The sequence below is a fragment of the Streptomyces sp. 71268 genome, assembly GCF_029392895.1.
GTDB lineage: Bacteria > Actinomycetota > Actinomycetes > Streptomycetales > Streptomycetaceae > Streptomyces.
In genome coordinates this window covers 4,297,168-4,320,803 of the sequence record NZ_CP114200.1, presented here as the reverse complement: position 1 = coordinate 4,320,803, position 23,636 = coordinate 4,297,168, and the positions used below count along the sequence as shown (strand labels likewise).

Here is a 23,636-nt window from a genome sequence, read left to right as displayed (position 1 = left end):
GACGAATGCCCCTGCTTTCTGATCCCATGCCGCAGACCGATAAAGCGCTAAGGATCGGAACGAATACGGGCATACTGCTCGATGAGTCCCGCCGCGTCGGCGGCCAGCCCCTATCCAGCGCCGAGAGCGGTCAACCATGAGTGCGCGCCGTCTTCCGAAAGTGGCTGGAATCGATTCCGCCGTGCCCGGCCCCTCCCAGAATCCCGCGCCCGCCCCAGCCGCTCCCTCGCCCCCCCGCCGACACCGCTCCATCGGCGCACCAGTCCGCCTCCGCGCCCCGTACGGGCCCCACCGGCGCGCCGTCCGCCGGCACCACCCCGTACACCGCCGTCCAGGACCGGCTCGCCGGCTGGGTCTCGGACCTCACCACGCTGCACGAGCTGACCGAGCGGCTCGCCCACGCGACCACGCTGGACGACGCGCTGCGCGAGTTGCTGCGCGCCGGCGCCGCCCTCGTCGGCGCGCAACGCGGCATGGCCGCGCTCGAACCCACCGACGGGCTCGGCCCCGAACTGACCATCGGCCTCGGGCTCGGCCGGGCCGAACTCGGCCACATCGAGACCATCCCGCGCGCCTCCGGCTCCGTCGGCCGGCTGCTCGACGGGCTGCCCGCGCCCGCCGCGCGGCCGGCGCGCGGCGGCGAGCGACCGGGGCCCGCGCCGACCGGCCGGGCGACCGGCCAGCCGAACCCGGATGGCGCCGCCCCGCCCGGCGCCGCCTGGCCCAGCGAGGTCGCCCACCCCGACATCGCCAGCGAGGACGACCTCGACCCGCACCACCGCGAGGTGGCCGCCCGGCTGGGCTACGCCGCCAGCTACGCGCTGCCGCTGGAGCCGCGCGCCCAGCCGCTGGAGCCGACGCACGACGCGGCGGGCCACGGCCCGGACGGCGCCACTGCGCCCGGCGCGGACGGGCCGGCCGGGCGAACCCCCGTCACCCCGGTGAACCCCGCGCTCGCCGTTGACCCGGCGCCACCGCGTGGCCGGATCGGCGCCGTGGTGTGGCTGTACGACGAGCCCACCGAGCCGACCGCGCGCCAGCGTCACCTCGTCGGCCTCTACTGCCGGTACGCCGCCGAGCACATCGGCCGCCACATCGAACTGCACCGCGACCGCCGAACCGTCGCGACGCTGCGCGAGGAGCTGCTGCCGAGCCGGCTGCCCCGGGTGCCGGGCGTGCGGCTCGCGGCCCGGCACCACACCGGCCCGTTCGGCGGCGGCGACTGGTACGACGCGCTCCCGCTGCCCGAGGGCGCGCTCGGGCTCAGCATCGGCGGCGTCACCGGCAGCGGGCCGAGCGCGGTCGCGGCGATGGGCCGGCTGCGGGCCTCGCTGCGCGCGTACGCGGTCCTTGAGGGCGAGGACCCGGTGGCCGTCCTGTCCGACCTCGAACTCCTGCTCCGGCTGACCGAACCCGCCCGCGCCGCGACCGCCCTGTTCGCCTACTGCGAGCCGGCCCACCGCTCGGTGGTCCTCGCCGGCGCCGGGCACTGCCCACCGCTGCTCATCGGCGACGAGCACACCGCGTACGTGGAGACCTCGCTGTCCGCGCCGTTGGGCATGCTCGCCTGCTGGGAGGCGCCCAGCGTGGGGATAGAGCCGGGCCCCGGCGAGACGTTGCTGCTCTACAGCGACGGGCTGCTGCGCCGCACCGGCGCGCCGATGGACCAGGCGTTCGCCCGTCTGCACGCGGCGGCGGCGAGCGTGCCCCGGGCCGGGCGCCGCGACCCGGACGCGGTGGTCGACCACGTGTTGCGGGCGGTGCTGCCGGAGGGCCCGGGCGCCGGGCGCGGCCCGCTGGGCGGCGCCGCCGCCGACGACGAGGACATCGTGCTGCTGGCCGCCTGCTTCGACTGACCGACCGCCCCGCCGCGCGCGCCCACACCCCGTGGGCCCAGGGCGCCAACACCCCCGCGATCCACTCAGCAGGCCCAGCGCGTCCAGCGGGCCCGGCGTGACAGGTGTCACGCGCCGCGCGGCCGGCCGTCGCGGAGCCACGGGCCGGCCGCCTCCGGCGTCCGTGCCCGTCGCCGGCCCCGCGAGGCCGCCCCGGGCGGGAGCGGCCGGGAGCGGGGCCGGGGGCCCCCGATCCGGGCCGGCGGGCGTCGCTCCCGGGGGGAGGTTTCGGGCCCCTCCGTACCGGTGCGTCCCGCCCCTGCGGGGGACGCGCCGGTCACCCATACGATGGGTAAGGTCCCCAGGCCCGAGGCCAGGGGCGGTCCAGTTCGAGGAGGAGACGTGACCGAGGAGCCCACTCCGGAGACCCTGGAGAGCGACAAGCCGATCAAGCAGCGTAAGAACGCGCTCTACCTGGGCGTGTCCGATGAGCTGGCTGAGAACATGCAGAGCGGCTGGGCGGACACCGAGCTGCACGACCTGCGGCCGATCCCGCAGGCAGAGCACACCGCACGGCGCCGCGCCGCGCTCTCCGCCCGCTTCCCGGGCGAGCGGCTGGTGATCCCGGCGGGCAACCTCAAGACCCGCTCGAACGACACCGAGTACAGCTTCCGCGCCTCCAGCGAGTACGCGCACCTCACCGGCGACCAGACGCAGGACGGCGTCCTCGTCCTGGAGCCGACCGGGGCCACGGGCCACACGGCCACGCTCTACCTGCTGCCGCGCTCCAACCGCGCCAACGGCGAGTTCTGGCTCGACGGCCAGGGCGAGCTGTGGGTGGGCCGGCGCAACAGCCTCGCCGAGGGCGAGCAGCTCTACGGGCTGCCCTGCGCCGATGTACGCGAGGTGGCCGGCGCGCTGGCCGAGGCGAGCGGCCCGGTGCGCATCGTGCGCGGGCACGACGCGGGCCTGGAGGCGGCGCTGACCGACAAGGTCACCGCCGAGCGGGACGAGGAGCTGAAGTCCTTCCTGAGCGAACTGCGCCTGGTCAAGGACGAGTTCGAGATCGGCGAGCTGCAGAAGGCCGTGGACTCCACGGTGCGCGGCTTCGAGGACGTCGTGCGCGTCCTCGACAAGGCCGAGGCCACCTCCGAGCGCTACATCGAGGGCACCTTCTTCCTCCGCGCCCGGGTCGAGGGCAACGACATCGGCTACGGCTCCATCTGCGCCGCCGGCCCGCACGCGACCACCCTGCACTGGGTGCGCAACGACGGCCCGGTCCGCCCCGGTGAGCTGCTGCTGCTCGACGCCGGCGTCGAGACGCACACCCTCTACACGGCCGACGTCACCCGCACGATGCCGATCAACGGCACGTTCAGCCCGCTCCAGCGCAAGATCTACGACGCGGTGTACGCGGCGCAGGAGGCGGGCATCGCGGCGGTCAAGCCGGGCGGGAAGTACCGCGACTTCCACGACGCCGCGCAGCGCGTCCTGGTCACCCACCTCGTCGAGTGGGGTCTGGTCGAGGGCCCGGTGGACCGGGTGCTCGAACTCGGCCTCCAGCGCCGTTGGACGCTGCACGGCACCGGTCACATGCTCGGCATCGACGTGCACGACTGCGCGGTCGCGCGGCGCGAGACGTACTCGGACGGGACCCTGGAGCCGGGCATGTGCCTGACCGTGGAGCCCGGCCTGTACTTCCAGGCCGACGACCTGACCGTGCCCGAGGAGTACCGGGGCATCGGCGTGCGGATCGAGGACGACATCCTCGTGACGGAGGACGGCAACCGGAACATGTCGGCCGCCCTGCCGCGCACCGCCGACGAGATCGAGCAGTGGATGGCCCGCCTGAAGGGCTGATTCCGCACCGTGCGGCGGCCGGCGTCAGCCGGTCGGGCCCGGCCCGTGCGCGGGACCGCCCGTACGCCGCCGCACACGCACCACCCGCCACGCCGGCGCCCACGCGGCCCGGTGGCGAAGCGCCCGACGAGCTTCGCCACCGGGCCGCGTCGCGTTCGCCGGGCGCCGCGCCCGGCCCCCGAGGGCCGCCCTCCGGGGGCCGGGGGTCGGCCCTATCCCTCGTCCGCGTCGGCGGCGGGGTGGCGGAAGACACCCGCGCGGGCCGCCTCGTAGGCCGCGGCGGCCGTGGTCTCGGCGAGGTGTTGGTCGATCGGGCCGCGCGAGACCAGCAGCCGGTAGTAGAACGGCGCCCCGAGCGCGGCGATCACCGCGTCGGTGTCGGTGTCCGCCGCCACCTCGCCGCGCTCGATGGCCCGCCGCACCAGCACGGCGGCCTCGCGGCGGCGGTCCCGGAAGAAGTCGCGCAGCATCTCGGCGGCGTACGGCTGGCGCACCGCCGCCGCCACCACCGCCTCCATGACGCGGCGGTTGCGCGGCGCCGCGTAGAACCTGCCGATCCCGCTGGCCAGTCCGAGCAGGTCGGCGCGGAGCGAGCCGGTGTCCGGCAGTGTGATGTTGGCACTCTTGTCGATCATCAGCTCGCAGATGATCCGCTCGACGCTGCCCCAGCGCCGGTAGACGGTCGCCAGGTGCACGCCGGAGCGCTGGGCGATCTTCTCCATGGTGAGTTCGCCGTAGCCGCCCTCGCCGAGTTCGTCGAAGGTCGCGGTCAGGACGGCGGCCCGGGTGCGCGCCGTCCGGCCTCCCGGGCGGACCGACCCGGGGGTGGGCTCCTCTTCGCTCATGCGCTCCCCAAGTTGCCCTGCACGATCACGGCCCATATTCTCCTAGCCAATCTAACGCGAACGCGCTCGCATTAGATTCGCGCAGCACGCCGCGTGGCAGGGGCCCCACGGGGGAGGACCTCTGCCATGCGGCAGGCTCGCCGCACCGCGCCACGGCGGCCCGTCACACTGGCCGCCCCGGCGCGCCGCCCCGTACGGTACGGCCATGACCGGCACCCCCGCCCCCGTGCCCGGCCTGCCCACCCCCGTCCGTGACGTGAGCGTCCGGGTCCTGGGGAACATCGGTGGCTGCGGCCCGTACGCCTATGTCGTGGCGCAGTTCGAACCGCCCGACCCACGGGGCGAGCCGCCGGGTCCGGACGGGTTGGAGCTGCTCAACGCGGTGCCCGAGCGGCACCTGCCCGCGGAGTTCCTGCCCGCGCTGCGCTCGGGGCTGGTGGAAGGGCTCGACGGCGTGGCCGCGACCGTGCTGCTCACCGACGGCGGACACCACGAGGTGGACTCCTCCGAGCCCGGCTTCCGGCTCGCGGGGCGCTGCGCGGGGCGGGCCGCGCTCATCGGCGCCGGCCTGCTGCCACCGCACGAGGCGGCCTCGCTGCCCTGGACCACCTGGCCCGGCCAGCCCTGGCTGGGGCCCAAGCGGCGCGCGGGCCGGGGGGTTCGGAGCGCCGGGCGACGCGGTGCCGGCGGCCCTTGAGCTGAACCACGGTTCATGTTCCAGGATCTTGCCAACCGGCGGACCGCCCCGGACGCGGTCCCGCCACGAGCGAGGAGCCTGCCATGACCGACGCCTTCACCGTGCTCGTCACCGGCGCGACCGGCAACCAGGGCGGGGCCACCGCCCGCGCCCTGCTGGCCCGTGGCCGGACGGTCCGCGCGCTGGTCCGCGACCCGGACAAGCCCGCCGCGCTGGCCCTGCGGAAGCTGGGCGCGGAACTGGTCAGGGGCGACCTGAACGACCCGGGGTCGCTGCGCGCGGCCATGGCCGGCGTCGACGGCGTGTTCAGCGTGCAGCCACTGGCGTACGAACCGGAGACGCTGGCCACCGAGGTACGTCAGGGCAAGGCGGTGGCGGACGCCGCCCGGGAGGCGGGCGTGGCACACCTGGTGTACAGCTCCGTCGGCGGTGCCGAACGGCACACGGGCATCGGCCACTTCGAGACCAAGGCCGAGATCGAGCGGTACATCCTGGCCCTCGGCCTGCCCGCGACGATCCTGCGCCCCGTGTTCTTCATGGACAACCTGCTGCGCTACGCCGACGCGCAGGGCGAGCGGGTGCTTGAGCTGCCGGTCAGGCCGGAGCGGCCGATGCAGATGATCGCCAGCGAGGACGTCGCCCGCTTCGCGGACGCGGCCTTCGCCGACCCCGTCCGCTACCTGGGCCGACAGCTCGAAATCGCCGCCGACCAGCTCACGTTCACGCAGGTGGCGCAGGTCTACGAGCGCGTCACCGGCACCCCGACGCGGCTGGTTCCCCTCCCCATCGAGGAGCGCATGTTCGCGTGGTTCGCCGAGGACGGCTACCGGGCCGACATCCCGTCGCTGCGCGAACTCCAGCCGGGCCTGCTGACGTTCGAGCAGTTCCTGCGCGCCCGGCTCGCGCCGGAGCGCGACTGAACCCCCGGCCCGCCCGGCGACCACCGGCGCGCCCGGCACAATGGCTGCCATGTCGGGCGGATCAGCGGACAGGCCCACGGGCGGGGTGGCGGGCGGCGGGAACCGGGCGCGGTACTGGCGGGACGCGACGCGGCCGGTGGAGGCCATGCACGCGCACTTCCACGACCACGTGTACGCGCCGCACAGCCACGACACGTACTCCTTCGGCACCACCGACGAGGGCGCCCAGCGCTTCCGCTGCCGGGGCGCGGACCACACCAGCGCCGCCGGGATGGTGATGGCGTTCAACCCCGACGACGCGCACGACGGGCGCGCGGCCGTCGAGTTGGGCTACCACTACCGCATCGTGCACATCGGCCCCTCCGTGGTCAGCGGCATCCTCGCCGACGCCGCCGACGGCAGGTCGCCCGCGATGCCGCTGTTCGCCCGCCCCGTGCTGTCCGACCCCTGGCTGGCCCGCGCCCTGACCCGGCTGCACGTCGCTCTGCTGGCCCCGGCCGGCGCGCTGGCCCGGGACGAGGCGCTGACCGAGGCCGTCCTCGCGATGGCCGGGCGCGGCGCGACCCGCGCGCCGCGCGTGCGCGCCCTCGCCGGTGGCGGCCAACGCCGGGCCGCCCGCCGGGCCCGCACCGCGCTGGACGAGGCGCCGCTCACCCCGGTGTCGGCGCAACGGTTGGCCTCGGCGGCCGGGTGCAGCCGGTTCGCCCTCTACCGGGCCTTCCGCGCGGAGTACGGCATGGCGCCCAGCGACTACCAGCGGCTGCTGCGGCTGCGCCGGGCGCGCGCCCTGCTGGCCGACGGCGTGCCGCTGGCCGAGGCCGCCACCGCGACGGGCTTCGTGGACCAGGCCCATCTGCACCGCTGGTTCAAGCGCAGCTACGGCATCACGCCCGGCACCTACCAGCGCGCGGCGAGCTGAGGCGGACGCGGCGGGCGCCGGTCGGGCCAGGTGGCCGCGAGGTTCGGTTGGTTGGCGCTCGGCGGCCGGGACGAGCGAGGTGAGGTCGGGTGGGGGGTCGTCGAGCGGGGCCGCTCGAAGCGGAAGCTCTGGTCCTCGTATCCGGTGCACAGGGCCTGCACCAGTTCGGCGCCCTCGGTACGGGGTGGCAACAGGCCGAGGCACAGGCCGCTGTCCAGCGGGCGCAGGCGGTAGCCACGGCCGACGGGTTCCAGCCGGAACCTCTGGTGCGGCTGCCCGGTGCAGGCGCGTGGGGAAACCAACTCCTCGCCCTCGCCCGCCCCGTGCGGTGGCTCGTCCACGCTCAGGCAGCCCTTCTTGTGGACCGGATGGTGCCACTGGACGCGGTAGGTCGAGCCGCTGACGTGCTCCAGGAACACCCGGGGCCGCGGGGCCCGCTCGCACGGGCGCTGGACGGCGACGGGGCGGTCGGTGCGGCGGTTGCGTTCCCGGCCCTCCGTGACGCACAGCCGGGGCGCCTCCACCGGGCGCATCGTCACCCAGCCGCTGGGTTCGGGCGCGGGGTCCGTGCCCTGGTCGCGGGGTGCGGACTGGAGCCAGTGGGTGAGCGAGAGCGCCAACGCCGCGCCCACGCCGGCGCCGAGCGAGACCGGCACGAAGAGCCACAAGGGCCGGCGGGCGGCGGTGGGCCACCAACGGCCGTGCCGGGCAACCGGTTCGTGCGGCGCCCCCGCGTCCCGCGCCGGGGTGATCGCCCCCGCTCGGCCCGCCGACCGGGAGGCTCCCGGGTGTTCTGGAGGCGGGGCCGGGTCGCGGGGCGCGGGGTGACCGGCCTCGGCCGCCCCCGGCGGGCCGGGCGACACCCGCCCCCGGGGCGGGTCCGCCGCCTCGACCCGTGGGGCCGGCTCCTCGACCCGTTGAGCCGTCGCCTCGGTTCGCGCGCCCGCCGCGAGGCGCTCGCGCGCGTCCAGCCAGGCGTCGACCGAGGCGGCGTCACCACCACAGGCGCGTACGAAGGCGGTGACGAGTTCCGCGCGCGGAAGCGCCGTACGGGCCAGGGCCCCGGCGACGGTCGCACGCGGCAGCACCTCCCCCGCGGCGTCCGCGCGGCGCTCCAACTGCCGGTAGCTGAGACCGGTCTCATCACGTATCTCGCGCAGTGCGGCGACGTACTCCGCGGGTGTCCGCGCCGCCCTCGGGTCAGATCCCACTGCCCCTCCCCCTGCCAGGCCACGACCTCGCCCAACGAGCGTAGCCGCGAGGGAATCCGAGACCGGGCAGGCGCCAGCGTGGCGACCGAACCGCGACCTGTGCCGGCCCGGGGGGGCGGGCCGACCCGCACCGCATCCGCCGGGAGCCGCCGGCGGACCCGCCGCAAGAGCGGCGCCGGGCACGGGCGTGTCCGGTACGGGCTGCCGGCGCGGGCGTATGCCGCCGGGTGTCGGGGACTGTCAGGACGCCATGAAGGGCGCGTCGTCACGCCACTTGAGGATCTTGTCGAAGCTGACGACGGTGCCGTCGCGCCCGGAGCGGTTCCGGTAGCGGACGCGGTCGGTGAGTTCCTCGATGAGGAACAGCCCGCGCCCGTGCTCGGCCAGCGGCGTGTCGCGAGGGGTGGCGGGCTGGCGGGCCTGGTGCGCGGGGGCCTGGCACGCGGGTTGCGAGGTGCGCGCGGCCAGCGCGCGGGCGTGGCGGCCCCGGGGGAGGCCCGGGCCCGAGTCGGTGACCTCGATGCGGCAGGTGTCGCCGTCGATGAAGGCCGTCACTCGGTAGTCGGTGCTCGACGCGTCGCCGCCGTGCTCGACGGCGTTGGCGCAGGCTTCGGAGAGGGCGAGGGAAAGATCGTAGGAGACATCGGGGTCCACGCCCGCCGTCTCCATGGCGCCCACCAGCAGGCGCCGGGCGAGGGGCACGCTCGCGGCCTCGCGCCGCAGATGGAGGGACCACCAGATGCTCATGCTCCAGCCTCCCGGTCGCGGCTCGACATATCGATACGTATTGCCTGTCCCGAAGGTCGGTAAGCCCGCCTCCGGTGTGACTACGCTCATTCGGCGGATGTGGTTGAGGGCGTAAGCGGTGTAAGGAGCTGGGGCGCGGGGCCATCCGTGTGACGCGGGTGGCCCTCTCCGACGGCCCGTGGCACCCCGTGCCGCGGGTCGCCGGTGGGGCGTCCGGGGCGGGGCGTACGCGCCGGATGTCGGAGCGAGCCCCGTCCCGAAGGCGTACGCGGTCCCGGGCGGGAGCCCGGGTCCGCGCCGCACCCCACCGCTTCCTCACTCACCGCATGCCGCCGCTCACGCGAGTCCCCCGGCACCCCGACGTGAAACGCGCCACCCCGGGATCGACTCCCGCCGGGTGGGACGGGCCGCCGTCCCGTGGGCCGGCCCGAACGCGCCGCCGCCACGTGGCCCACCCCGTACGCCCATCCGACGGGTGTCGGCGAGGAACCACCGAAAGGCCCCCACCCCTGCCGTGGGGGGACGTTTCGCCCGGTGGGATGATGACGCAGCCATGTTGTGCCGCACGTCGCCCCGCTTCCGCCCCTCGGGGAGCTCATCGCTCCGCGGGCGGATGGTGCGTGCCGGCGCCGGGCTGCGGCTGCTGCGCGCCGCGTTCTTCACCACCGTCTGTGTCGCGCTGACCGCCGGCGGCCACGTGCTGGCCTCGTGCGCGGCGGTGCCCGGGTGGACGCTGGGCGTGGCGTGGCTGGTGACCTTCGCCGTGGTGGCCCCGCTGGCCGGGCGGCAGCGCTCGCTGCCGGGCATCGCGGCCGGCCTCGCCGCCGGGCAACTGGTCCTCCACTCGCTGTTCGCGCTCGCCCAGCGCGGGGTGGCCGGCCTGCCGGCCGTCGGGCACGCGCACGGCGACGGCGCCCGGGCGCTGCCCCCCGGCGTGGCCCCCGACAGCGCCGACGGGCGGCTGATCGTCCTCGCCGCGCGGCTGGTCTGTGACGAGCCGGGCCGGATCTCGGTGGCTAAGGCGCGGCGGATCGTCGGCGACTCCGGGCTCGACCCCGACCGGCACGCGCAGGCCGGCACGGCCGTCGCGGGCGCGGTCCGGCACGGCTCCGGGTCCGTCCTGGACGCGGTGCTGCCCTCGCTGCCCATGCTGCTGGGGCACCTGCTGGCCGCGCTCGCCGCCGGCTGGCTGCTACGCCGGGGCGACGCCGCCCTGTGGCGCGTCGTCGCGCTGTCCGCGGCGCCCGCCCGCGAGGTGGCCGACGCGGCGCTGGTACGCACCCTGCGGGCCGCGTTCGCGCTGGTCGGCGCGGTGTGCGCGGGGCTGTCCCGGTCCGCTGTCGGGCCGCGCCCGTGGGTGGCCCGCGCCGGGGGCGAGACGCCCGCGCGGCCCCGGGTCCTCGCGCTGAACCACGCCGTGATCCGGCGCGGGCCGCCGCGCTACGACCTGGCGGCCTGACGCGAGACGCCCACTCCGGTAGTGCCGGGGCGGTGTCGCGCGGTCGCCCACCGCTGCGCTCACCTTCCCCGTAACGTCCCAGGAGTCCCTGTCATGAACGCCATGCGCACCTCGCACCCGGCGCCCACCGCCCCCGACGCCCACTCGACCCCAGCCCCGGACACGGCCCCGGCCGCGACCCGCGCCGCGCGGCGCGCGGGCGGAACGGGGCGGCTGCTCGCCGGCGCGGGCGCGCTCGCGGCCGGCGCCGTCCTGCTGTGCTCCGTGCCCGCCCTGGCGCACGTCAGCGTGCAGCCCGGCGAGGCCGAGCGGGGCGGGTACGCGACGATCAACTTCAAGGTGCCCAACGAGCGCGACGACGCCTCGACCGTGAAGCTTGAGGTCACCTTCCCGGCCGACCACCCGATGTCGTCCGTGATGCCGCAGCCCGTGCCCGGCTGGCAGGTCAAGGTCACCAAGGGCAAGCTCGACAAGCCGCTGGAGTCGCACGGCAAGAAGATCACCGAGGCGGTCAACAAGGTCACCTGGACCGCCGACGGCGACGGCGTGCGCCCGGGTCAGTTCCAGCAGTTCCCGCTCTCCGTCGGGCAGCTCCCGGAGAAGGCCGACCACCTGGTCTTCAAGGCCCTGCAGACGTACTCCAACAAGGAGGTCGTCCGCTGGATCGAGGAGCCCAGGGAAGGCGCCCCCGAGCCGGAGTCCCCGGCCCCGGTGCTCAAGCTCGTCGCGGCCGACGCCGCCGCCACGGGCGGCGCGACCGACACGAAGAAGAGCGCCACGGGCGAGGACGCCTCGGGCCAGCCGGCGAACACCGCCGCTGACGACGACGACAGCGACACCACGGCGCGCGTGCTCGGTGGCGTGGGCATCGCGGCCGGCATCGCGGGCGTGGCCTTCGGCGTCTTCGCCGGCCGCCGCCGCTCGGCCTGACCCCACCGCCCGCGCCCGCACCCGGGCCGCGCGCCGCCGCCCCGTCCGCCCGACCCGTCGCCCACCGTGCCCGCCGCCACCGCGGCGCGGCGCGGGACGCGCGCGGGCAGGCCGTACCGGGGTGAGCCGTGCGCGGGCGGGTCGCGCCGCGCGTACGCGAACCGACCGCACCACTTACTCACCCTCACCCGACCGTCCAGCACCAGCACCCTCTGGAGAGAACTCCATGCGTAGCAAGTCCGCGGGCGTCGCCCTGGCCGCTGTCACCGTGCTCAGCCTCACCCTCGCCGCCTGTGGCGGAGGCGACTCGGACGACAAGGGCGTCGCCACCGTCAAGTCCTCCCCCTCGGTCAAGGACAAGGGCGCGATCGTCCTCGACACCCCGAAGCAGAAGCCCGACCTGGTGCTCACCGACACCGACGGGAAGAAGTACGACCTCATCGAGCGGACCAAGGGCAAGCCGACCCTGGTCTACTTCGGCTACACCTACTGCCCCGACGTGTGCTCGATGGTCATGAGCAACGTCGCCCTCGCCAAGGCCAAGCTGCCCAAGGCCGACCAGGAGAACCTCCAGGTCGTCTTCGTGACCACCGACCCGGACCGGGACACCCCGAAGCGGATGCGGAGCTGGCTCGACGGGCAGGGCGGCAAGGACTTCACCGGCCTCACCGGCGACATCGAGACCATCCAGGCCGCGGCCAAGCCGCTCGGCATCTTCATCGAGAAGCCGAAGAAGGAGAAGGACGGCACCGTCACCGTCAACCACGGCGCCGAGGTCATCGGCTTCTCGCCCAAGGACGACAAGGGCCACTGGCTGTACATGACGGAGACCACCACCACCGCCTACAGCCGTGAGCTGCCCAGCATCGTGAAGGGGCAGAACCCGTGACCCGCCCGCCACAGGGCCCGGCGACAGCGCGGGGGCCCCGCGCGCGCCGGGTGTCCAGGACGGCGCTCGCCGCCGCCACCTCGTTCACCCTCGGACTCGGCGGGCTGCTGCTCACCGCGTGCGGGTCGGACGACGACAAGGACGCGGGCGGCTCCGCGAAGCTGGCCGTGGCCGGCGCGTACCTGCCGCAGCCGCCCACGCCGGACATCGCGGCCGGTTACCTCAGCGTGCGCAACTCCGGCGACGCCGCCGACCGGCTCACCTCGGTCACCACGGCGCTCTCGGACCGCGTCACCATGCACACGACCGAGGGCACCGCCATGCGCAGGGTGACCGAGTTCGAGGTGCCCGCCGGCGGCGAACTCGACCTCGCCCGTGGCGGCGACCACCTGATGCTGGAGAAGCTGACCCGCCAGCCGAAGGTGGGCGAGACCGTCACGCTGACCCTGCACTTCGCCAAGTCCCCGGCGATCGAGGTCAGCGTCCCGGTCAAGCCGACGTCGTACCAGCCGGAGGTCTGACCCGCATGCCCCAGCCCCCTGCCCAGGCCCCGTGGGACGAACGGTCGGCCGTGCCGGCGCGACCGGGCGCGCCCCGGGCGCGCCGGGCGCTGACCGTGCTCGGCGCGCTGCTCGCGGCGCTGCTGTGCGCGCTCGGCGCCGGCGCGTCCCCGGCCGCCGCGCACGCCGCGCTGACCGGTACCGACCCGGCGAAGGACGCGGTGCTCCAGCGGGCGCCCGAGCGCGTCACGCTCACCTTCTCGGAGGGCGTGCTGCTCTCGGACGACTCGGTGCGGGTGCTCGACCCCCAGGGGGAGCGGGTGGACGACGGCAAGCCGGCGCACGTGGCCGGCAAGTCGTCCACGGCCACCGTGGGGCTGCGCTCCGGGCTGCCCGAGGGCACGTTCACGGTGGCCTGGCAGGCGGTCTCGGAGGACAGCCACCCGGTGGGCGGCGCGTTCACCTTCTCCATCGGCGCGCCCTCCAAGACCTCCGTGGTGCTGCCGAGCGCCGAGCCCGACGGGACGGTCTCGGCGCTGTACGGCATCGCCAGGTACGCGGCGTACGGCGGGTTCGTGCTGCTGGTGGGCGGGTGCGTGTTCGCCGGCCACTGCCACGCCAACCGCGCCGTGCGGCGGGTGGCGGCGACCGGCTGGGGGACGCTGTTCGGCGCCACCGTCGCGCTGTTGCTGCTGCGCGGCCCGTACACCAGCAACGGCAGGGGGCTCGGCGCCGCGTTCGACCTCGGCCTGGTGCGGGACGTCCTGGACACCAAGCCGGGCACGGCGCTGCTGTGCCGGCTGCTGCTGCTCGCCGCGGCGGCGGTGTGCGTGGCGGTGCTGTTCGGGTCGTACGCGCCGGCCGGCGACGGGCGGGCCCGTGGCGGCGTCGGCCGACCCGCGCGGCCCGCGCGCGGTGGCGGCCGGACACCCGTGGCGGGGCCCGCCCTGGCCGGGCGGACCGACTTGGCGTGGTCCGTCGGCGTCGGGGGCGCCCTCGTCGCCGGTGGACTGGCCGCCACCTGGGCGCTGGCCGAGCACGCGTCGGTGGGCATCCAGCGGACGCTGGCCGTGCCGGTGGACATCGTGCACCTGCTGGCCGTGGCCGTCTGGTTGGGCGGGCTGACCGCGCTGCTGGTCGCGCTGCGGACCGAGGCGCGGCTGCCCCGGCTCGCGGTGCGCCGCTTCTCGCGGCTGGCCTTCGGCTCGGTGGTCGCGCTGGTGGTCACCGGGCTCTACCAGTCGTGGCGGCAGGTCGGCTCGTGGCACGCGCTGACCGACACCGAGTACGGGCGCTGGCTGCTGGTGAAGGTCGGCCTGGTGGTGCTCCTGGTGGGCGCCGCCGGCCTCTCGCGGCGCTGGACCTCCCGCCTGGACACCACCCCCGACACCGCGTCGTCACCGCGCGGCGCGGCGACGACGGCCAAGGGGACCGGCAAGGCGACCAACAGGGCTGCTGGCAAGGCCGCCGCCACGGCGGAAGCCAAGGCCAAGGCCGCGTCGGAGGCCAAGGCCGCGTCGCGGGCCAAGCCGGAAACCGAGCCGGAGCCCAGCCCGGAAACCAAGGCGACGGCCAAGACCAAGGGCACAGCCGGGGCCAAGGCGAAGCCCGGGGGCACCCCCGGGACCAAGCCCAAGGCCAAGCCCGGGGTTAAGGCCAAGGCCACCGGCGGCGACGCGCGGGCCGCGCAACTCGCCCGGCAGCGGGCCGCCGTCAGCGCGGCCCGCACCCGCCGCGAGCGCGACGCGGACCCGACGCGCTCCGGGCTGCGCCGCTCGGTGGCCGTCGAGACCGGCGTCGCCGTGGTCCTGCTCGCCGTCACCACCGTGCTCACCGGCACCCAGCCGGGCCGCGCGGAGACCGAACAGGAGGCGGCCGGGCAGAGCGTCACCACGGGCCCGGTCAGCCTCAGCGTCCCGTACGACACCGAGGGCCTGAACGGGCGCGGCACCGCCGAGGTGACGCTCGACCCGGGGCGCTCGGGCGACAACACCTTCCACGCCTACCTCACCAACCCCGCCGGCAAGCCCGCCGACGTCCCCGAGCTCAAGGCGTCCCTCACCTTGCGGGAGCGCGGCATCGGCCCGCTCGGGATCTCCCTCAACCGCGTCTCGGCGGGCCACTGGAGCGCGACCGGCGTGCAACTCCCCATGCCAGGCGACTGGCAGCTCTCGTTGACCGTACGCACCTCCGACATCGACCAGGTGACGGAGACCGACACCATGAAGGTCGGACCATGACTTTGGACTCCATCTCCCGCCGCCGCCTCCTCGGCACCGCGGGGGCGGCGGGCGCCGCCGGGCTCGTCGCCGGCGGCGCGAGCGCCGTGGCGGCGGACCGCGCGACCCGCGACGACGCCGGGACCACCGCGCTGACCACCATCGGCGCCTCGGCCGTGGACTTCGGCGGGCAGGCCCGCGCGCACGGCACGCCGCAGGCCGGCATCCTCGACCCGCACCAGGTCCACGGCCACCTCGTCGCCTTCGACCTCGCCCCGCGCGCCGACCGCAAGGCCGCCGCCGCGCTGCTACGCCGCTGGACCCAGGCCGCGCGGGCGCTGGTCGAGGGCCGCCCCGCGGACCGCGAGGACACCGGCAGCGCGCTGGACGCGGGCCCCGCGTCGCTCACCGTCACCATGGGCTTCGGGCGCACCTTCTTCGGCAAGGTGGGGCTGACCAGGCAACTGCCGCAGGCGCTGGCCCCGCTGCCGGACTTCTCCTCCGACGTGCTCGACAAGGCCCGCAGCGACGGCGACCTGTGGCTCCAGATCGGCGCCAACGACGGGCTTGTGGCCTTCAACGCGCTGCGCGTCCTGCAACGCGTGGCCGGCGACACGGCCAGGGTGCGCTGGCAGATGACCGGGTTCAACCGCACGCCGGGCGCCACCGACAAGCCGCGCACCACCCGCAACCTGATGGGCCAGATCGACGGCACCAACAACCCCAAGCCCGAGGAGGACGACTTCGACGCCCGCGTCTTCGTCCCCAAGGGCGGCGACGCCAGCTCACCCGCGTGGATGGGCGGCGGCTCGTACGCGGTGGTGCGGCGCATCCGGATGCTCCTGGACACCTGGGACCACCTCTCCCTGGAGCAGCAGGAGCGCGTCATCGGCCGCCGCAAGTCCGACGGCGCCCCGCTCTCCGGCGGCACCGAGACCACGCCGGTGGACCTGGAGAAGTTCACCAAGGACGGCTCGATCGCCATCCGGGGTGACGCGCACGTGCGGGTGGCCGCGCCCGAGTCCAACCAGGGCGCGGCGATGCTGCGCCGCCCGTACTCGTACCACGACGGCTTCCGCGACGACGGCCAGCCGGACGCCGGGCTGTTGTTCATCGCCTGGCAGGCGGATCCGATGCGCGGATTCGTGCCCGTCCAGCGCAAGCTGGACCGGGGCGACGGTCTCTCGCGCTTCCTGCGGCACGAGGCGAGCGGCCTGTTCGCGGTGCCGGCGGCGGCGAAGCCGGACGAGTACGTGGGACAGCCCCTGCTGGAGGGCTGACGAACGCCCCCAACTCCCCTTTGTAGCGAGGCAGTTCACGCACGCGACGTGAACCGGTGGCCGAGCCGCAGGGGCAGCCCGGCCCGGCCACCGGGGTGGTGGCGGGGCCGGGGCCGCCCCCCGAACGGTGCGGCCCCGGCCCCGCGGCTCAGGCGCCGGCCGGGCGTTGTTGGCCGGCCGCGTAGTAGGCGAGCAGTTCCGGTGCGAGCGGCGGCACGTCGAAGGGGGTGCCGCCGTCGCGCAGCGAGCGGGTGGCCATCTCGCCGGCGGCCACGCTCATCCGGGCGGCCACCGGTGAGGTGTCGGTGGCGCCGCCCTCGCGCACGAAGCGGCAGAACTCCGCGATGATCCGCTCGTCCGCGCCGCCGTGTGAACCCTTCGCCTCCGGCACCCGGAACTCCGCGTCGCCGCCGGACCGGTAGCCGGAGGGGCCGGTGTTCCACAGCTTGACCAGGTCGCCGGGGCCGTCGCCGAAGTTCTCGATGCGGCCCTCGGTGCCGATGACCGTGTAGTTGCGGAAGTAGTCGGGGCTGAAGTGGCACTGCTGGTACGCGGCGATCACGCCGTTGTCCAGCCGCATGTTCATCACCGACACGTCCTCGACGTCCACGACGTGGTGCAGGTCGCGGCGCGCGGTCGGCGGCCAGTCGAACTCGCGCAGCCAGCCGTCCGGGCGCGGCGTGTCCGGCTCGCGGCGCGGCAGGTCGCCGTAGACCATGAGGTCGCCCAGCGCGTTGACCCGCTCGGTGTAGCCGCCGGCCAGCCAGTGCACCACGTCGATGTCGTGCGCCGCCTTCTGGAGCAGCAGCCCCGTGGTGCGCCGCCGGTCCGCGTGCCAGTCCTTGAAGTAGTAGTCGCCGCCGTACGAGACGAAGTGTCGCACCCACACCGTCTTCGGCTCGCCGATGTCGCCCCGGGCGATCAGGTCGCGCATCAGCCGCACCACGCCCATGTGCCGCATGTTGTGCCCAACGTAGAGTCGGGTGCCGCTCTCGTAGCCGGCGCGCAGGATCGCGTCGCACTGCTCGACGGTGATGCCCAGCGGCTTCTCCACGTAGGCGGGCTTGCCGGCCGACAGCGCCGCGCGGGCGATGGTCTCGTGCGTGTCGTCGGGCGTGGCGACGATGACCGCGTCGATGCCCGGGTCGTCCAGGAGCGTGCGGTGGTCGGCGACGGCCCGCGCGCCCTCGAACCGCTCGGGCACCCGGGCGCGCACCGCCTCGTCGGTGTCGGCGACGGCGGCCACGACGCTGCCGTGGCCCGGCCGGTGCGCGGCGACAGCCAGGTTGGCGCGCAGCCCGAGGCCGATGACTCCGATGCGCAGGTCTTCCATGTCCTTCTCCCTCGGTGACCGGCACGCCCCGCCCCCGGGGGGGGGCGACGGCAGGGCGCGCCGGCGTGGATGGCCGGTCTCCCGGTGCGGCTACTTGGCCTGCTTGCCCTGCTTGCCCTTCTTCTCGCTGGCCAGCGACTCCTCGTACTCCCTGCGGATGCGGTCGCCGCCGCCGGAGCGCCAGCTCTTGAGCAGCCCGTCGAAGTCGGAGAGCGACTTGCGGCCGGCGATGATGTCGAGCACGCCGTCGTTGAGCGCCTTGGTCAGGGACGCGCCCTTGTCGGCGTTGGTGTCGGAGTAGTGGCCGATCACCGGGCTGGCCTGGCCGATCTTCAGGAGTTCCTGCTGCCAGCCGTGGATGCGGCGGGTCAGGTCGGCCTTGCCGGGCAGGTAGAGGTACTCGGGGGCGTTGGCCAGGAAGGCCAGCGGCATGGCGGTGGTGAGCGCCTCCGCGTTGCCCTTCTCGGTCAGGACGACGTCGCCGTCGCCGGTGCGCTTGTGGTGGGTGCCCTCGGCTCCGTTCTCCAGGAACAGCCGCTCCTCGGTGCCGAACGGCGCGGCGAGGAAGTCGAGCACGCCGAGCAGGGTGGGGATGCGCTTGCTGTCGGCGCCCTTGCTGATCGCGGTGAAGCCGACCGAGCCGGCGCCGAAGTCGAAGTGCGCGCTCACCCCGGGCTTGGCGGCGAACGGCACGATGACGCCGAAGGGGAACTCGTACGTCTTCACGTCCACCAGGAACGACGGGAAGGACTGCACGTAGGCGCCGAGGGTGCCCTGCGCCATCTTCTCGCGCGTGGTGGTCAGGTTCGGGTCCGGCCAGAAGAGGCCGGCCTTGAACACCTTGACCGCGAATTCCAGGGCCTCGAAGTACTCGTCGGTCTCGTACCTGGCGGTGAGCTTTCCGCCGTCGAGCCGCCAGGAGGAGGGCGCGCCGAACCACTGCGCGAACATGTTGTGCGCGTTCACGTACGCCGGTTCCAGGACGTACTTCTTGCGCCGCGTGTCGAGGAGTTCCTTGCCCTTGTCCAGGAAGTCCTGCGCGCTGTCGAAGGCGTATCCGCCGACGGGCTTCCAGAAGTCCTCGTTGACGACGTAGATCTGTCCCATGCGCCCGTACGCGACGGGAACTCCGGCGATCTTCCCGTTGATGACGGCGGTCTTCCACGCGTAGTCCGGGAGGTTGGCCAGGTTGGGGTACTTCTTGACGGCGTCGCCGGACAGATGCGAGGTCAGGTCGTGGAACTTGGCCTGCAGGAGTTGCGGGACCTTGCGCAGGCCCTGGTTGGGCGGGAACCACACCAGGTCGGGAATGTCGCCGCTGGCGATGATGGCGTTGAACTTCGTGAGGTAGGCGTCGGCGCCGCTGTCCACGACGATGTTCATCTTGAGCTCGGAGCCGAGCCGCTTGTTCAGCTCCTTCCAGTACCCGTTGCGGTCCATCGCGGGCGCCGGCGTCGTGAACGTCTCGGTCAGCGCGCTGATCGAATCCCCGTCCCCCGGCGGCTTCGGCACCGAGCGCACCAGCTTCTTCGGGTAGCGCAGGTAGGCGGCGTCCAGCCCCTGCGCGTTGCCGGCGAGGTCGGCGGGCGCGACGTTGGCGGGCACGTACGTCGGCAGCTTGACCTTGCGGAATCCCTCGGCGCCCTTGCCGGTGGCGCTCGTTCCGGTGGTGCAGGCGGAGAGCGTGCCGAGCCCGGTCACGGCGAGTCCGGCGGCGCCGGCGACGCCGAGGAAACGGCGCCGGTCGAGCCGGTTCAGGGCGCCGAACACGGACGCGGAATCCGCCAGCGGCGCGCGCTGACCTGTCGCCCGCGCGCTGTTCTCCTGCTGCCTGTCGGAATGCTGAGGGGGCATGGGGTTCTCCTGACGGGTGGTGCGCCGGGCAAAAGGGTGCGGGTGAGTGCGACGACGGGCTTTCAGCCCTTGATGGCGCCGGTGAGCACGCCCTTGGCGAAGTACTTCTGGAGGAAGGGGTACACGCAAAGAATCGGAATGAGCGCGAGGATGAGCACGGCCATCTGGAGCGAGATGGACGGCGGGAGCTGACTGACGCCCATCGCCTTGGCGTTGATGCTCTCGCCCTGTACGACATAGGAGCGCAGGACGACCTGGAGCGGGTACTTCCCGGAGTCGTTCAGGAACAGCAGCGCGTTGAAGAAGCTGTTCCAGTAGCTGACCCCGTAGAACAGGCCGACGACCGCGATGACCGCCTTGGACAGCGGCAGCACGATGCGGCACAGGATGGTCAGCTCGCCGGCGCCGTCGAGTCGCGCCGCCTCGTACAACTCGGTCGGAATTCCCTGGAAGAACGCCCGCACCACGATGACGTTGAAGACGTTCAACAGGACCGGCAACACCAGCGAGGCGTAGCTGTCCAGCATGCCGAACTCCTGCACCACCAGATAGGTGGGGATGATGCCGGGCGTGAACAGGAACGTGCCGAGCACCAGCAGCAGGATCGGCTTGCCGCCCACCATGCCGGGGCGGGACAGGCCGTAGGCGAGAGCGATCGTGCACAGGACGCTCAGCACCGTGCCGACGCCCGTGACCACGACGCTGACCATCGCCGCCCGGGTCACCACGCCACCCTGGAGCAGCACGTTGTACGCCTCGAACGTCGGGTGCTCCGGGATCAGCACGTAGCCGCCGTTGGCGTCCAGCTCCTCCTGGCCGGCGAGGCTGGTGCCGAGCGCGAGCAGGAACGGGTAGCCGACGGCCACCACGATCAGGACCAGGACGACCGCCTTGGCGCCCTGCCCGTACCAACTGGGCCGCTCCATCCACGGCGGGCGCTCGGGGCGGGCCCGGCGGCGCCGGAAGCGGGGGCCGCCGGGGCCGCCGGGGCCGCCCGAAGGGCCTGGGGCGGGCGACTTGCGCGGGGACAGCAGCGAGGTGGTCACTTGTACACTCCCTGCTCGCCGAAGCGGTGGGCCAGCTTGTTCGCGGCGAGGATCAGCACCAGGCCGATCACGCCCTTCATCAGTCCGGCGGCCGTGCTCATGCCCCAGTCGCCGTCCACGACGCCGTGGAAGTAGACGTAGGTGTCGAGGACTTCGGACGCCTCGGCGCCCACCGCCTCGCGCTGGAGCAGCATCTGCTCGAAACCGACGTTGAGGATGTCGCCCAGGCGCAGGATCAGCAGCATGATGATCACCGGCCGGATGCCCGGCAGCGTCACGTGCCACATCCGCCGCCAGGGCCCGGCGCCGTCCATCGCCGCCGACTCGTACTGCGCGGTGTCGATGGAGGCCATCGCGGCGAGGAAGATGATCGCGCCCCAGCCGCAGTCCTTCCAGATCATCTGGGAGGTGACGAGCAGCTTGAAGGTGTCGGGGTTGGTCATGATGTTGCCGACGCCGACCCCGTGGTCGTTGAGGAAGCTGCTCACGGTGCCGGTGCCGCCGAGCACCTGCTTGAACATCGCCACCACCACGACCCAGGACAGGAAGTGCGGCAGGTAGACCACGGTCTGCACGAAGCGCCGGAGCGTCTCGCCGACCAGCGAGTTCAGCAGCAGGGCCAGCGCGATCGGCGCGGGGAAGTACAGCAGCAGTTGGAGCGCGGTGATCTCCAGCGTGTTGTACACCGCCGTCCAGAACTCCGGCTGCTCGACGAGCGCGCTGAAGTTCCGCAGGCCCACGTACGGGCTGTGCTTGAAGCCCAGGAAGGGCTGGTAGTCCTGGAAGGCGATGACGTTGCCGAGCAGCGGCAGGTAGAAGAACGCCCCGAAGTACGCCACGCCGGGCAGGCACAGCGCCAACAGCACCCAGTCGCGCCGCAGTCGGTGGCGCAGCGGAACGCGACCGAGCTTGCGCTGAGCTCGCTTTCCCTTCGGGCTGGGGGCCGCAGAGGGCGGGGCTTCGTGCTGCGACGTGCCCGGACGGGCAGACGAGGAAACGGAAGCCGTCACATTCACCTCCGGCAGTGAGAGCGAGAGCGGATGCGGGGCAGCCCGCCCGGGACGCGCGGAGACCGCCGTGCGAGGTGAGGTGACTGCCGAGTCCTCGTGGTGGGAGCACGCCGGGGCGCGCGGCGGAAGCCGCACGCGGCGACGTTCACCACGAGGCGGCTTCATCTTGCACGCCACTGCTCGAAGGTGACAAGAGGTGTTCATAAAGATCTGTAAACGCGCAGAATCACACTCCACGGTGCGTGACCTGCGCGTGTCCGAGCGCTACCCGGGGAGGCGGCGCCTCCCCGGGCGGCCCTCACGCCTGGATCACGGTCACCCCGCGCTCCTCGAACCGCTTGGCCTGCTCCGGCGCGTTCGAGTCCGTGACCAGCACGTCGATGGCGCCCACCGCGCAGATCCGGGCGAACGCCTGCTCGCCCAGCTTGGAACTGTCCGCCACCACCACGAGCTTGCGGGCCTGGCCGGCAAGCAGCGCGTTGATGCTCGCTTCACCCTCGTCGTGCGCACTGGCGCCAAGTTCCGGGTGCAGGGCGCCCACGCCGATGAACGCGATGTCCAGGCTGATCTCGCGCAGGATGTGCCCGGCCAGCGGCCCGATCAGCTCGTAGGACTGCGGCATCGCCACCCCGCCGGTGGCCACGATCTTCACGTGCGGGCGTACGGCCAGCTCGTTGGCGATGTTCAGCGCGTTGGTCACGATCGTCACCACCGGCTCGTCGGCCTTGTCCGGCCCGTCCGTCCTGGTGGCGATGGCGCGGGCCACCTCGGTGGTGGTCGTGCCGCCGTTGAGGCCCACCACCATCCCCCGGCTGACCAGGCCGGCGGCGGCCCGTCCGATCCGCTCCTTCTCCTCGCCGTGCCGCATGGCCTTGTAGCGCAGCGGCAGGTCGTACGCGACGGTGTGCGCCACCGCGCCGCCTCTGGTCCGGGTGAGCAGCCGCTGTTCGGCGAGATGGTCGAGGTCCCGGCGGATCGTCGCCGCCGACACGTCCAGCTCGGCCGCGACGCTGTCCACCTCCAACTGCCGCCGCTCAGCGAGCAGTCCCAGCAGCATGTTGTGTCGTTCGTACCGGTTCACTACACCTCCACCACGTCGCGACCGCGGGCTGGCGGCGCGGGCCCACCGCTGGCGCGGGGCCTTGCGGGTCGTCGTCGTTGTCGTACTGCCATGTGTCCTGATGTCGCGGGGCTCCGCGCGTAGCACGGCCGCCACACCCGGGTTCCCGCTGGTCGCCGCGGCGCCGGGCGGGCCACGCCGGACGCGGCCGGGGGACCGCGCCGCGCCGTACGCCGCGTACCACGCCGTACGCGGCCTCACGGTGGCCGTCCACGGCCACCCCACATACGGCGGGACCGCGAGCGACGGCCCCGCGCCTACTGTGCCCCGCCGCGGAGCAGGGTGGCATACGCACCCACATGACTGCTCACTCGTGAATCTTGGCTTATCAATCCAAACAAAAACATCCAAGAGCGCACAGCCGTGCGGCGGGGTCATCCGCTCCAGGCATGATCGCGCGCCACCGCGCCGGTCGCGACACTGGCCCCGCCCAGCGCGCGAACCCGGCCCGCACCGATCCGTCGCCGCACGTGAACGGCCCGGCCGCCCGCCGGAGAGGCGGACGGCCGGGCCGTGGCAGCGGGAAGCGGGAAACCCGCCTGGTCAGGTCAGGTTCGAGACGCAGAAGGGGTGGCCGGCGGGGTCGAGCAGCACCCGCCAGCGGTCGGGCTCCGGCTGGAACTCCGCCTTGGTGGCCCCCAGGGCGAGGAGCCGGGCCTCGGCGGCCTCCAGGTCGTCCACGGCGAAGTCGATGTGCGCCTGCTTCTCCTGGGCCGGGTCCGGCCAGGTCGGCCGGCGGTAGTCGGCGAGCCGGTTGAAGCCCAGGCCGGGCGCGCCCTCCTCGCCCAACATCACGAAGTCGTCGGACGAGAAGGCCACGGGCAGGCCCAGGATCTCGCCGTAGAAGCGGGCCAGGACGGCGGGGTCGGGGCAGTCGAAGGTGACGGCGGCGTAGCGGAAGGCGGGCGTGGAGGTGGTTTCCGTAGGCATGGCGCAGACGCTAGGCCGTGACCCGGACAGAT

20 protein-coding genes are annotated in these 23,636 nt (G+C 74.0%); 11 read left to right on the top strand and 9 right to left on the bottom strand.

Annotated elements, in window-relative coordinates:
* Positions 1-140 precede the first annotated feature (140 nt).
* Entirely contained in the window at positions 141-1,856 is a 1,716-nt protein-coding gene (locus tag OYE22_RS16660) for a SpoIIE family protein phosphatase (protein ID WP_277321147.1), read from the top strand.
* 381 nt (positions 1,857-2,237) lie between these two features.
* The gene (locus OYE22_RS16655) at positions 2,238-3,695 is read left to right on the top strand and encodes an aminopeptidase P family protein (RefSeq protein WP_277321146.1); all 1,458 of its coding nucleotides are present in this window, start codon (positions 2,238-2,240) and stop codon (positions 3,693-3,695) included.
* Positions 3,696-3,907: 212 nt separating this feature from the next.
* Here OYE22_RS16655 and OYE22_RS16650 read toward each other — a convergent pair whose 3' ends face one another.
* Positions 3,908-4,540 carry a TetR/AcrR family transcriptional regulator gene (locus tag OYE22_RS16650; protein ID WP_277321145.1) on the bottom strand — a complete coding sequence of 211 codons (633 nt, stop codon included), beginning with the start codon at positions 4,538-4,540 and terminating at the stop codon, positions 3,908-3,910.
* A 205-nt stretch (positions 4,541-4,745) separates the two neighbouring features.
* Here OYE22_RS16650 and OYE22_RS16645 point away from each other — a divergent pair, with 205 nt between their 5' ends.
* The 3 genes from OYE22_RS16645 (at position 4,746) to OYE22_RS16635 (ending at position 7,076) form a co-directional block, all read left to right on the top strand.
* Positions 4,746-5,237, top strand: a complete 492-nt coding sequence (locus OYE22_RS16645; RefSeq protein WP_277321144.1) for a hypothetical protein — start codon at positions 4,746-4,748, stop codon at positions 5,235-5,237.
* An 83-nt stretch (positions 5,238-5,320) separates the two neighbouring features.
* Entirely contained in the window at positions 5,321-6,157 is an 837-nt protein-coding gene (locus OYE22_RS16640; RefSeq protein WP_277321143.1) for an NmrA/HSCARG family protein, read from the top strand.
* A gap of 145 nt (positions 6,158-6,302) precedes the next feature.
* Positions 6,303-7,076, top strand: coding sequence for an AraC family ligand binding domain-containing protein (locus tag OYE22_RS16635; protein WP_348652272.1), 774 nt, complete (start codon positions 6,303-6,305; stop codon positions 7,074-7,076).
* Here OYE22_RS16635 and OYE22_RS16630 read toward each other — a convergent pair.
* Positions 7,055-8,287, bottom strand: coding sequence for a hypothetical protein (locus tag OYE22_RS16630; protein ID WP_277321141.1), 1,233 nt, complete (start codon positions 8,285-8,287; stop codon positions 7,055-7,057). The two genes, OYE22_RS16635 and OYE22_RS16630, sit on opposite strands and share 22 nt — an antisense overlap.
* A gap of 240 nt (positions 8,288-8,527) precedes the next feature.
* Complete coding sequence (locus tag OYE22_RS16625) at positions 8,528-9,034, bottom strand: ATP-binding protein (protein WP_277321140.1); 507 nt, start codon at positions 9,032-9,034, stop codon at positions 8,528-8,530.
* A 613-nt stretch (positions 9,035-9,647) separates the two neighbouring features.
* On the opposite strand from OYE22_RS16625, the gene OYE22_RS16620 reads away from it, so the two are divergent.
* The 6 genes from OYE22_RS16620 (at position 9,648) to efeB (ending at position 16,311) form a co-directional block, all read left to right on the top strand.
* A complete protein-coding gene (locus OYE22_RS16620) occupies positions 9,648-10,493 on the top strand; it encodes a hypothetical protein (RefSeq protein WP_277321139.1) in 846 nt (281 codons plus the stop codon).
* A 93-nt stretch (positions 10,494-10,586) separates the two neighbouring features.
* Positions 10,587-11,423, top strand: coding sequence for a YcnI family protein (locus tag OYE22_RS16615; RefSeq protein WP_277321138.1), 837 nt, complete (start codon positions 10,587-10,589; stop codon positions 11,421-11,423).
* A gap of 226 nt (positions 11,424-11,649) precedes the next feature.
* Positions 11,650-12,312 carry an SCO family protein gene (locus OYE22_RS16610; protein ID WP_217196859.1) on the top strand — a complete coding sequence of 221 codons (663 nt, stop codon included), beginning with the start codon at positions 11,650-11,652 and terminating at the stop codon, positions 12,310-12,312.
* A complete protein-coding gene (locus OYE22_RS16605) occupies positions 12,309-12,833 on the top strand; it encodes a copper chaperone PCu(A)C (RefSeq protein ID WP_277321137.1) in 525 nt (174 codons plus the stop codon). The genes OYE22_RS16610 and OYE22_RS16605 overlap by 4 nt, the downstream gene beginning before the upstream one ends.
* 5 nt (positions 12,834-12,838) lie before the next feature.
* A complete protein-coding gene (locus tag OYE22_RS16600; RefSeq protein WP_277321136.1) occupies positions 12,839-15,052 on the top strand; it encodes a copper resistance protein CopC in 2,214 nt (737 codons plus the stop codon).
* Entirely contained in the window at positions 15,049-16,311 is a 1,263-nt protein-coding gene (gene efeB / locus OYE22_RS16595; RefSeq protein ID WP_277321135.1) for an iron uptake transporter deferrochelatase/peroxidase subunit, read from the top strand. The genes OYE22_RS16600 and efeB overlap by 4 nt, the downstream gene beginning before the upstream one ends.
* A 148-nt stretch (positions 16,312-16,459) precedes the next feature.
* Here efeB and OYE22_RS16590 read toward each other — a convergent pair whose 3' ends face one another.
* The 6 genes from OYE22_RS16590 to OYE22_RS16565 all read right to left on the bottom strand — a co-directional run bounded on the left by OYE22_RS16590 (position 16,460) and on the right by OYE22_RS16565 (position 23,604).
* Positions 16,460-17,644: a Gfo/Idh/MocA family oxidoreductase gene (locus tag OYE22_RS16590; RefSeq protein WP_277321134.1), complete on the bottom strand. Its 1,185-nt coding sequence runs from the start codon at positions 17,642-17,644 to the stop codon at positions 16,460-16,462.
* A 90-nt stretch (positions 17,645-17,734) separates the two neighbouring features.
* Complete coding sequence (locus OYE22_RS16585; protein WP_277321133.1) at positions 17,735-19,498, bottom strand: extracellular solute-binding protein; 1,764 nt, start codon at positions 19,496-19,498, stop codon at positions 17,735-17,737.
* A 62-nt stretch (positions 19,499-19,560) separates the two neighbouring features.
* Positions 19,561-20,424, bottom strand: a complete 864-nt coding sequence (locus OYE22_RS16580) for a carbohydrate ABC transporter permease (RefSeq protein ID WP_277324171.1) — start codon at positions 20,422-20,424, stop codon at positions 19,561-19,563.
* Between the two features lie 116 nt (positions 20,425-20,540).
* On the bottom strand, positions 20,541-21,437 hold the full coding sequence (locus OYE22_RS16575) for an ABC transporter permease subunit (protein WP_232544601.1): 897 nt from the start codon (positions 21,435-21,437) through the stop codon (positions 20,541-20,543).
* A gap of 415 nt (positions 21,438-21,852) precedes the next feature.
* Entirely contained in the window at positions 21,853-22,635 is a 783-nt protein-coding gene (locus tag OYE22_RS16570; RefSeq protein ID WP_277321132.1) for a DeoR/GlpR family DNA-binding transcription regulator, read from the bottom strand.
* Between the two features lie 582 nt (positions 22,636-23,217).
* Positions 23,218-23,604, bottom strand: a complete 387-nt coding sequence (locus OYE22_RS16565; RefSeq protein ID WP_277321131.1) for a VOC family protein — start codon at positions 23,602-23,604, stop codon at positions 23,218-23,220.
* Between the last annotated feature and the right edge of the window lie 32 nt (positions 23,605-23,636).

What these genes read in the sequence shown, in the direction of transcription:
- OYE22_RS16650 (WP_277321145.1), bottom strand. Translation starts at nt 4,540, where the DNA reads ATGAGCGAAGAGGAGCCCACCCCCGGGTCGGTCCGCCCGGGAGGCCGG.
- OYE22_RS16645 (WP_277321144.1), top strand. Translation starts at nt 4,746, where the DNA reads ATGACCGGCACCCCCGCCCCCGTGCCCGGCCTGCCCACCCCCGTCCGT.
- OYE22_RS16640 (WP_277321143.1), top strand. Translation starts at nt 5,321, where the DNA reads ATGACCGACGCCTTCACCGTGCTCGTCACCGGCGCGACCGGCAACCAG.
- OYE22_RS16635 (WP_348652272.1), top strand. Translation starts at nt 6,303, where the DNA reads ATGCACGCGCACTTCCACGACCACGTGTACGCGCCGCACAGCCACGAC.
- OYE22_RS16625 (WP_277321140.1), bottom strand. Translation starts at nt 9,034, where the DNA reads ATGAGCATCTGGTGGTCCCTCCATCTGCGGCGCGAGGCCGCGAGCGTG.
- OYE22_RS16620 (WP_277321139.1), top strand. Translation starts at nt 9,648, where the DNA reads ATGGTGCGTGCCGGCGCCGGGCTGCGGCTGCTGCGCGCCGCGTTCTTC.
- OYE22_RS16615 (WP_277321138.1), top strand. Translation starts at nt 10,587, where the DNA reads ATGAACGCCATGCGCACCTCGCACCCGGCGCCCACCGCCCCCGACGCC.
- OYE22_RS16610 (WP_217196859.1), top strand. Translation starts at nt 11,650, where the DNA reads ATGCGTAGCAAGTCCGCGGGCGTCGCCCTGGCCGCTGTCACCGTGCTC.
- OYE22_RS16600 (WP_277321136.1), top strand. Translation starts at nt 12,839, where the DNA reads ATGCCCCAGCCCCCTGCCCAGGCCCCGTGGGACGAACGGTCGGCCGTG.
- efeB (WP_277321135.1), top strand. Translation starts at nt 15,049, where the DNA reads ATGACTTTGGACTCCATCTCCCGCCGCCGCCTCCTCGGCACCGCGGGG.
- OYE22_RS16590 (WP_277321134.1), bottom strand. Translation starts at nt 17,644, where the DNA reads ATGGAAGACCTGCGCATCGGAGTCATCGGCCTCGGGCTGCGCGCCAAC.
- OYE22_RS16585 (WP_277321133.1), bottom strand. Translation starts at nt 19,498, where the DNA reads ATGCCCCCTCAGCATTCCGACAGGCAGCAGGAGAACAGCGCGCGGGCG.
- OYE22_RS16580 (WP_277324171.1), bottom strand. Translation starts at nt 20,424, where the DNA reads ATGGAGCGGCCCAGTTGGTACGGGCAGGGCGCCAAGGCGGTCGTCCTG.
- OYE22_RS16565 (WP_277321131.1), bottom strand. Translation starts at nt 23,604, where the DNA reads ATGCCTACGGAAACCACCTCCACGCCCGCCTTCCGCTACGCCGCCGTC.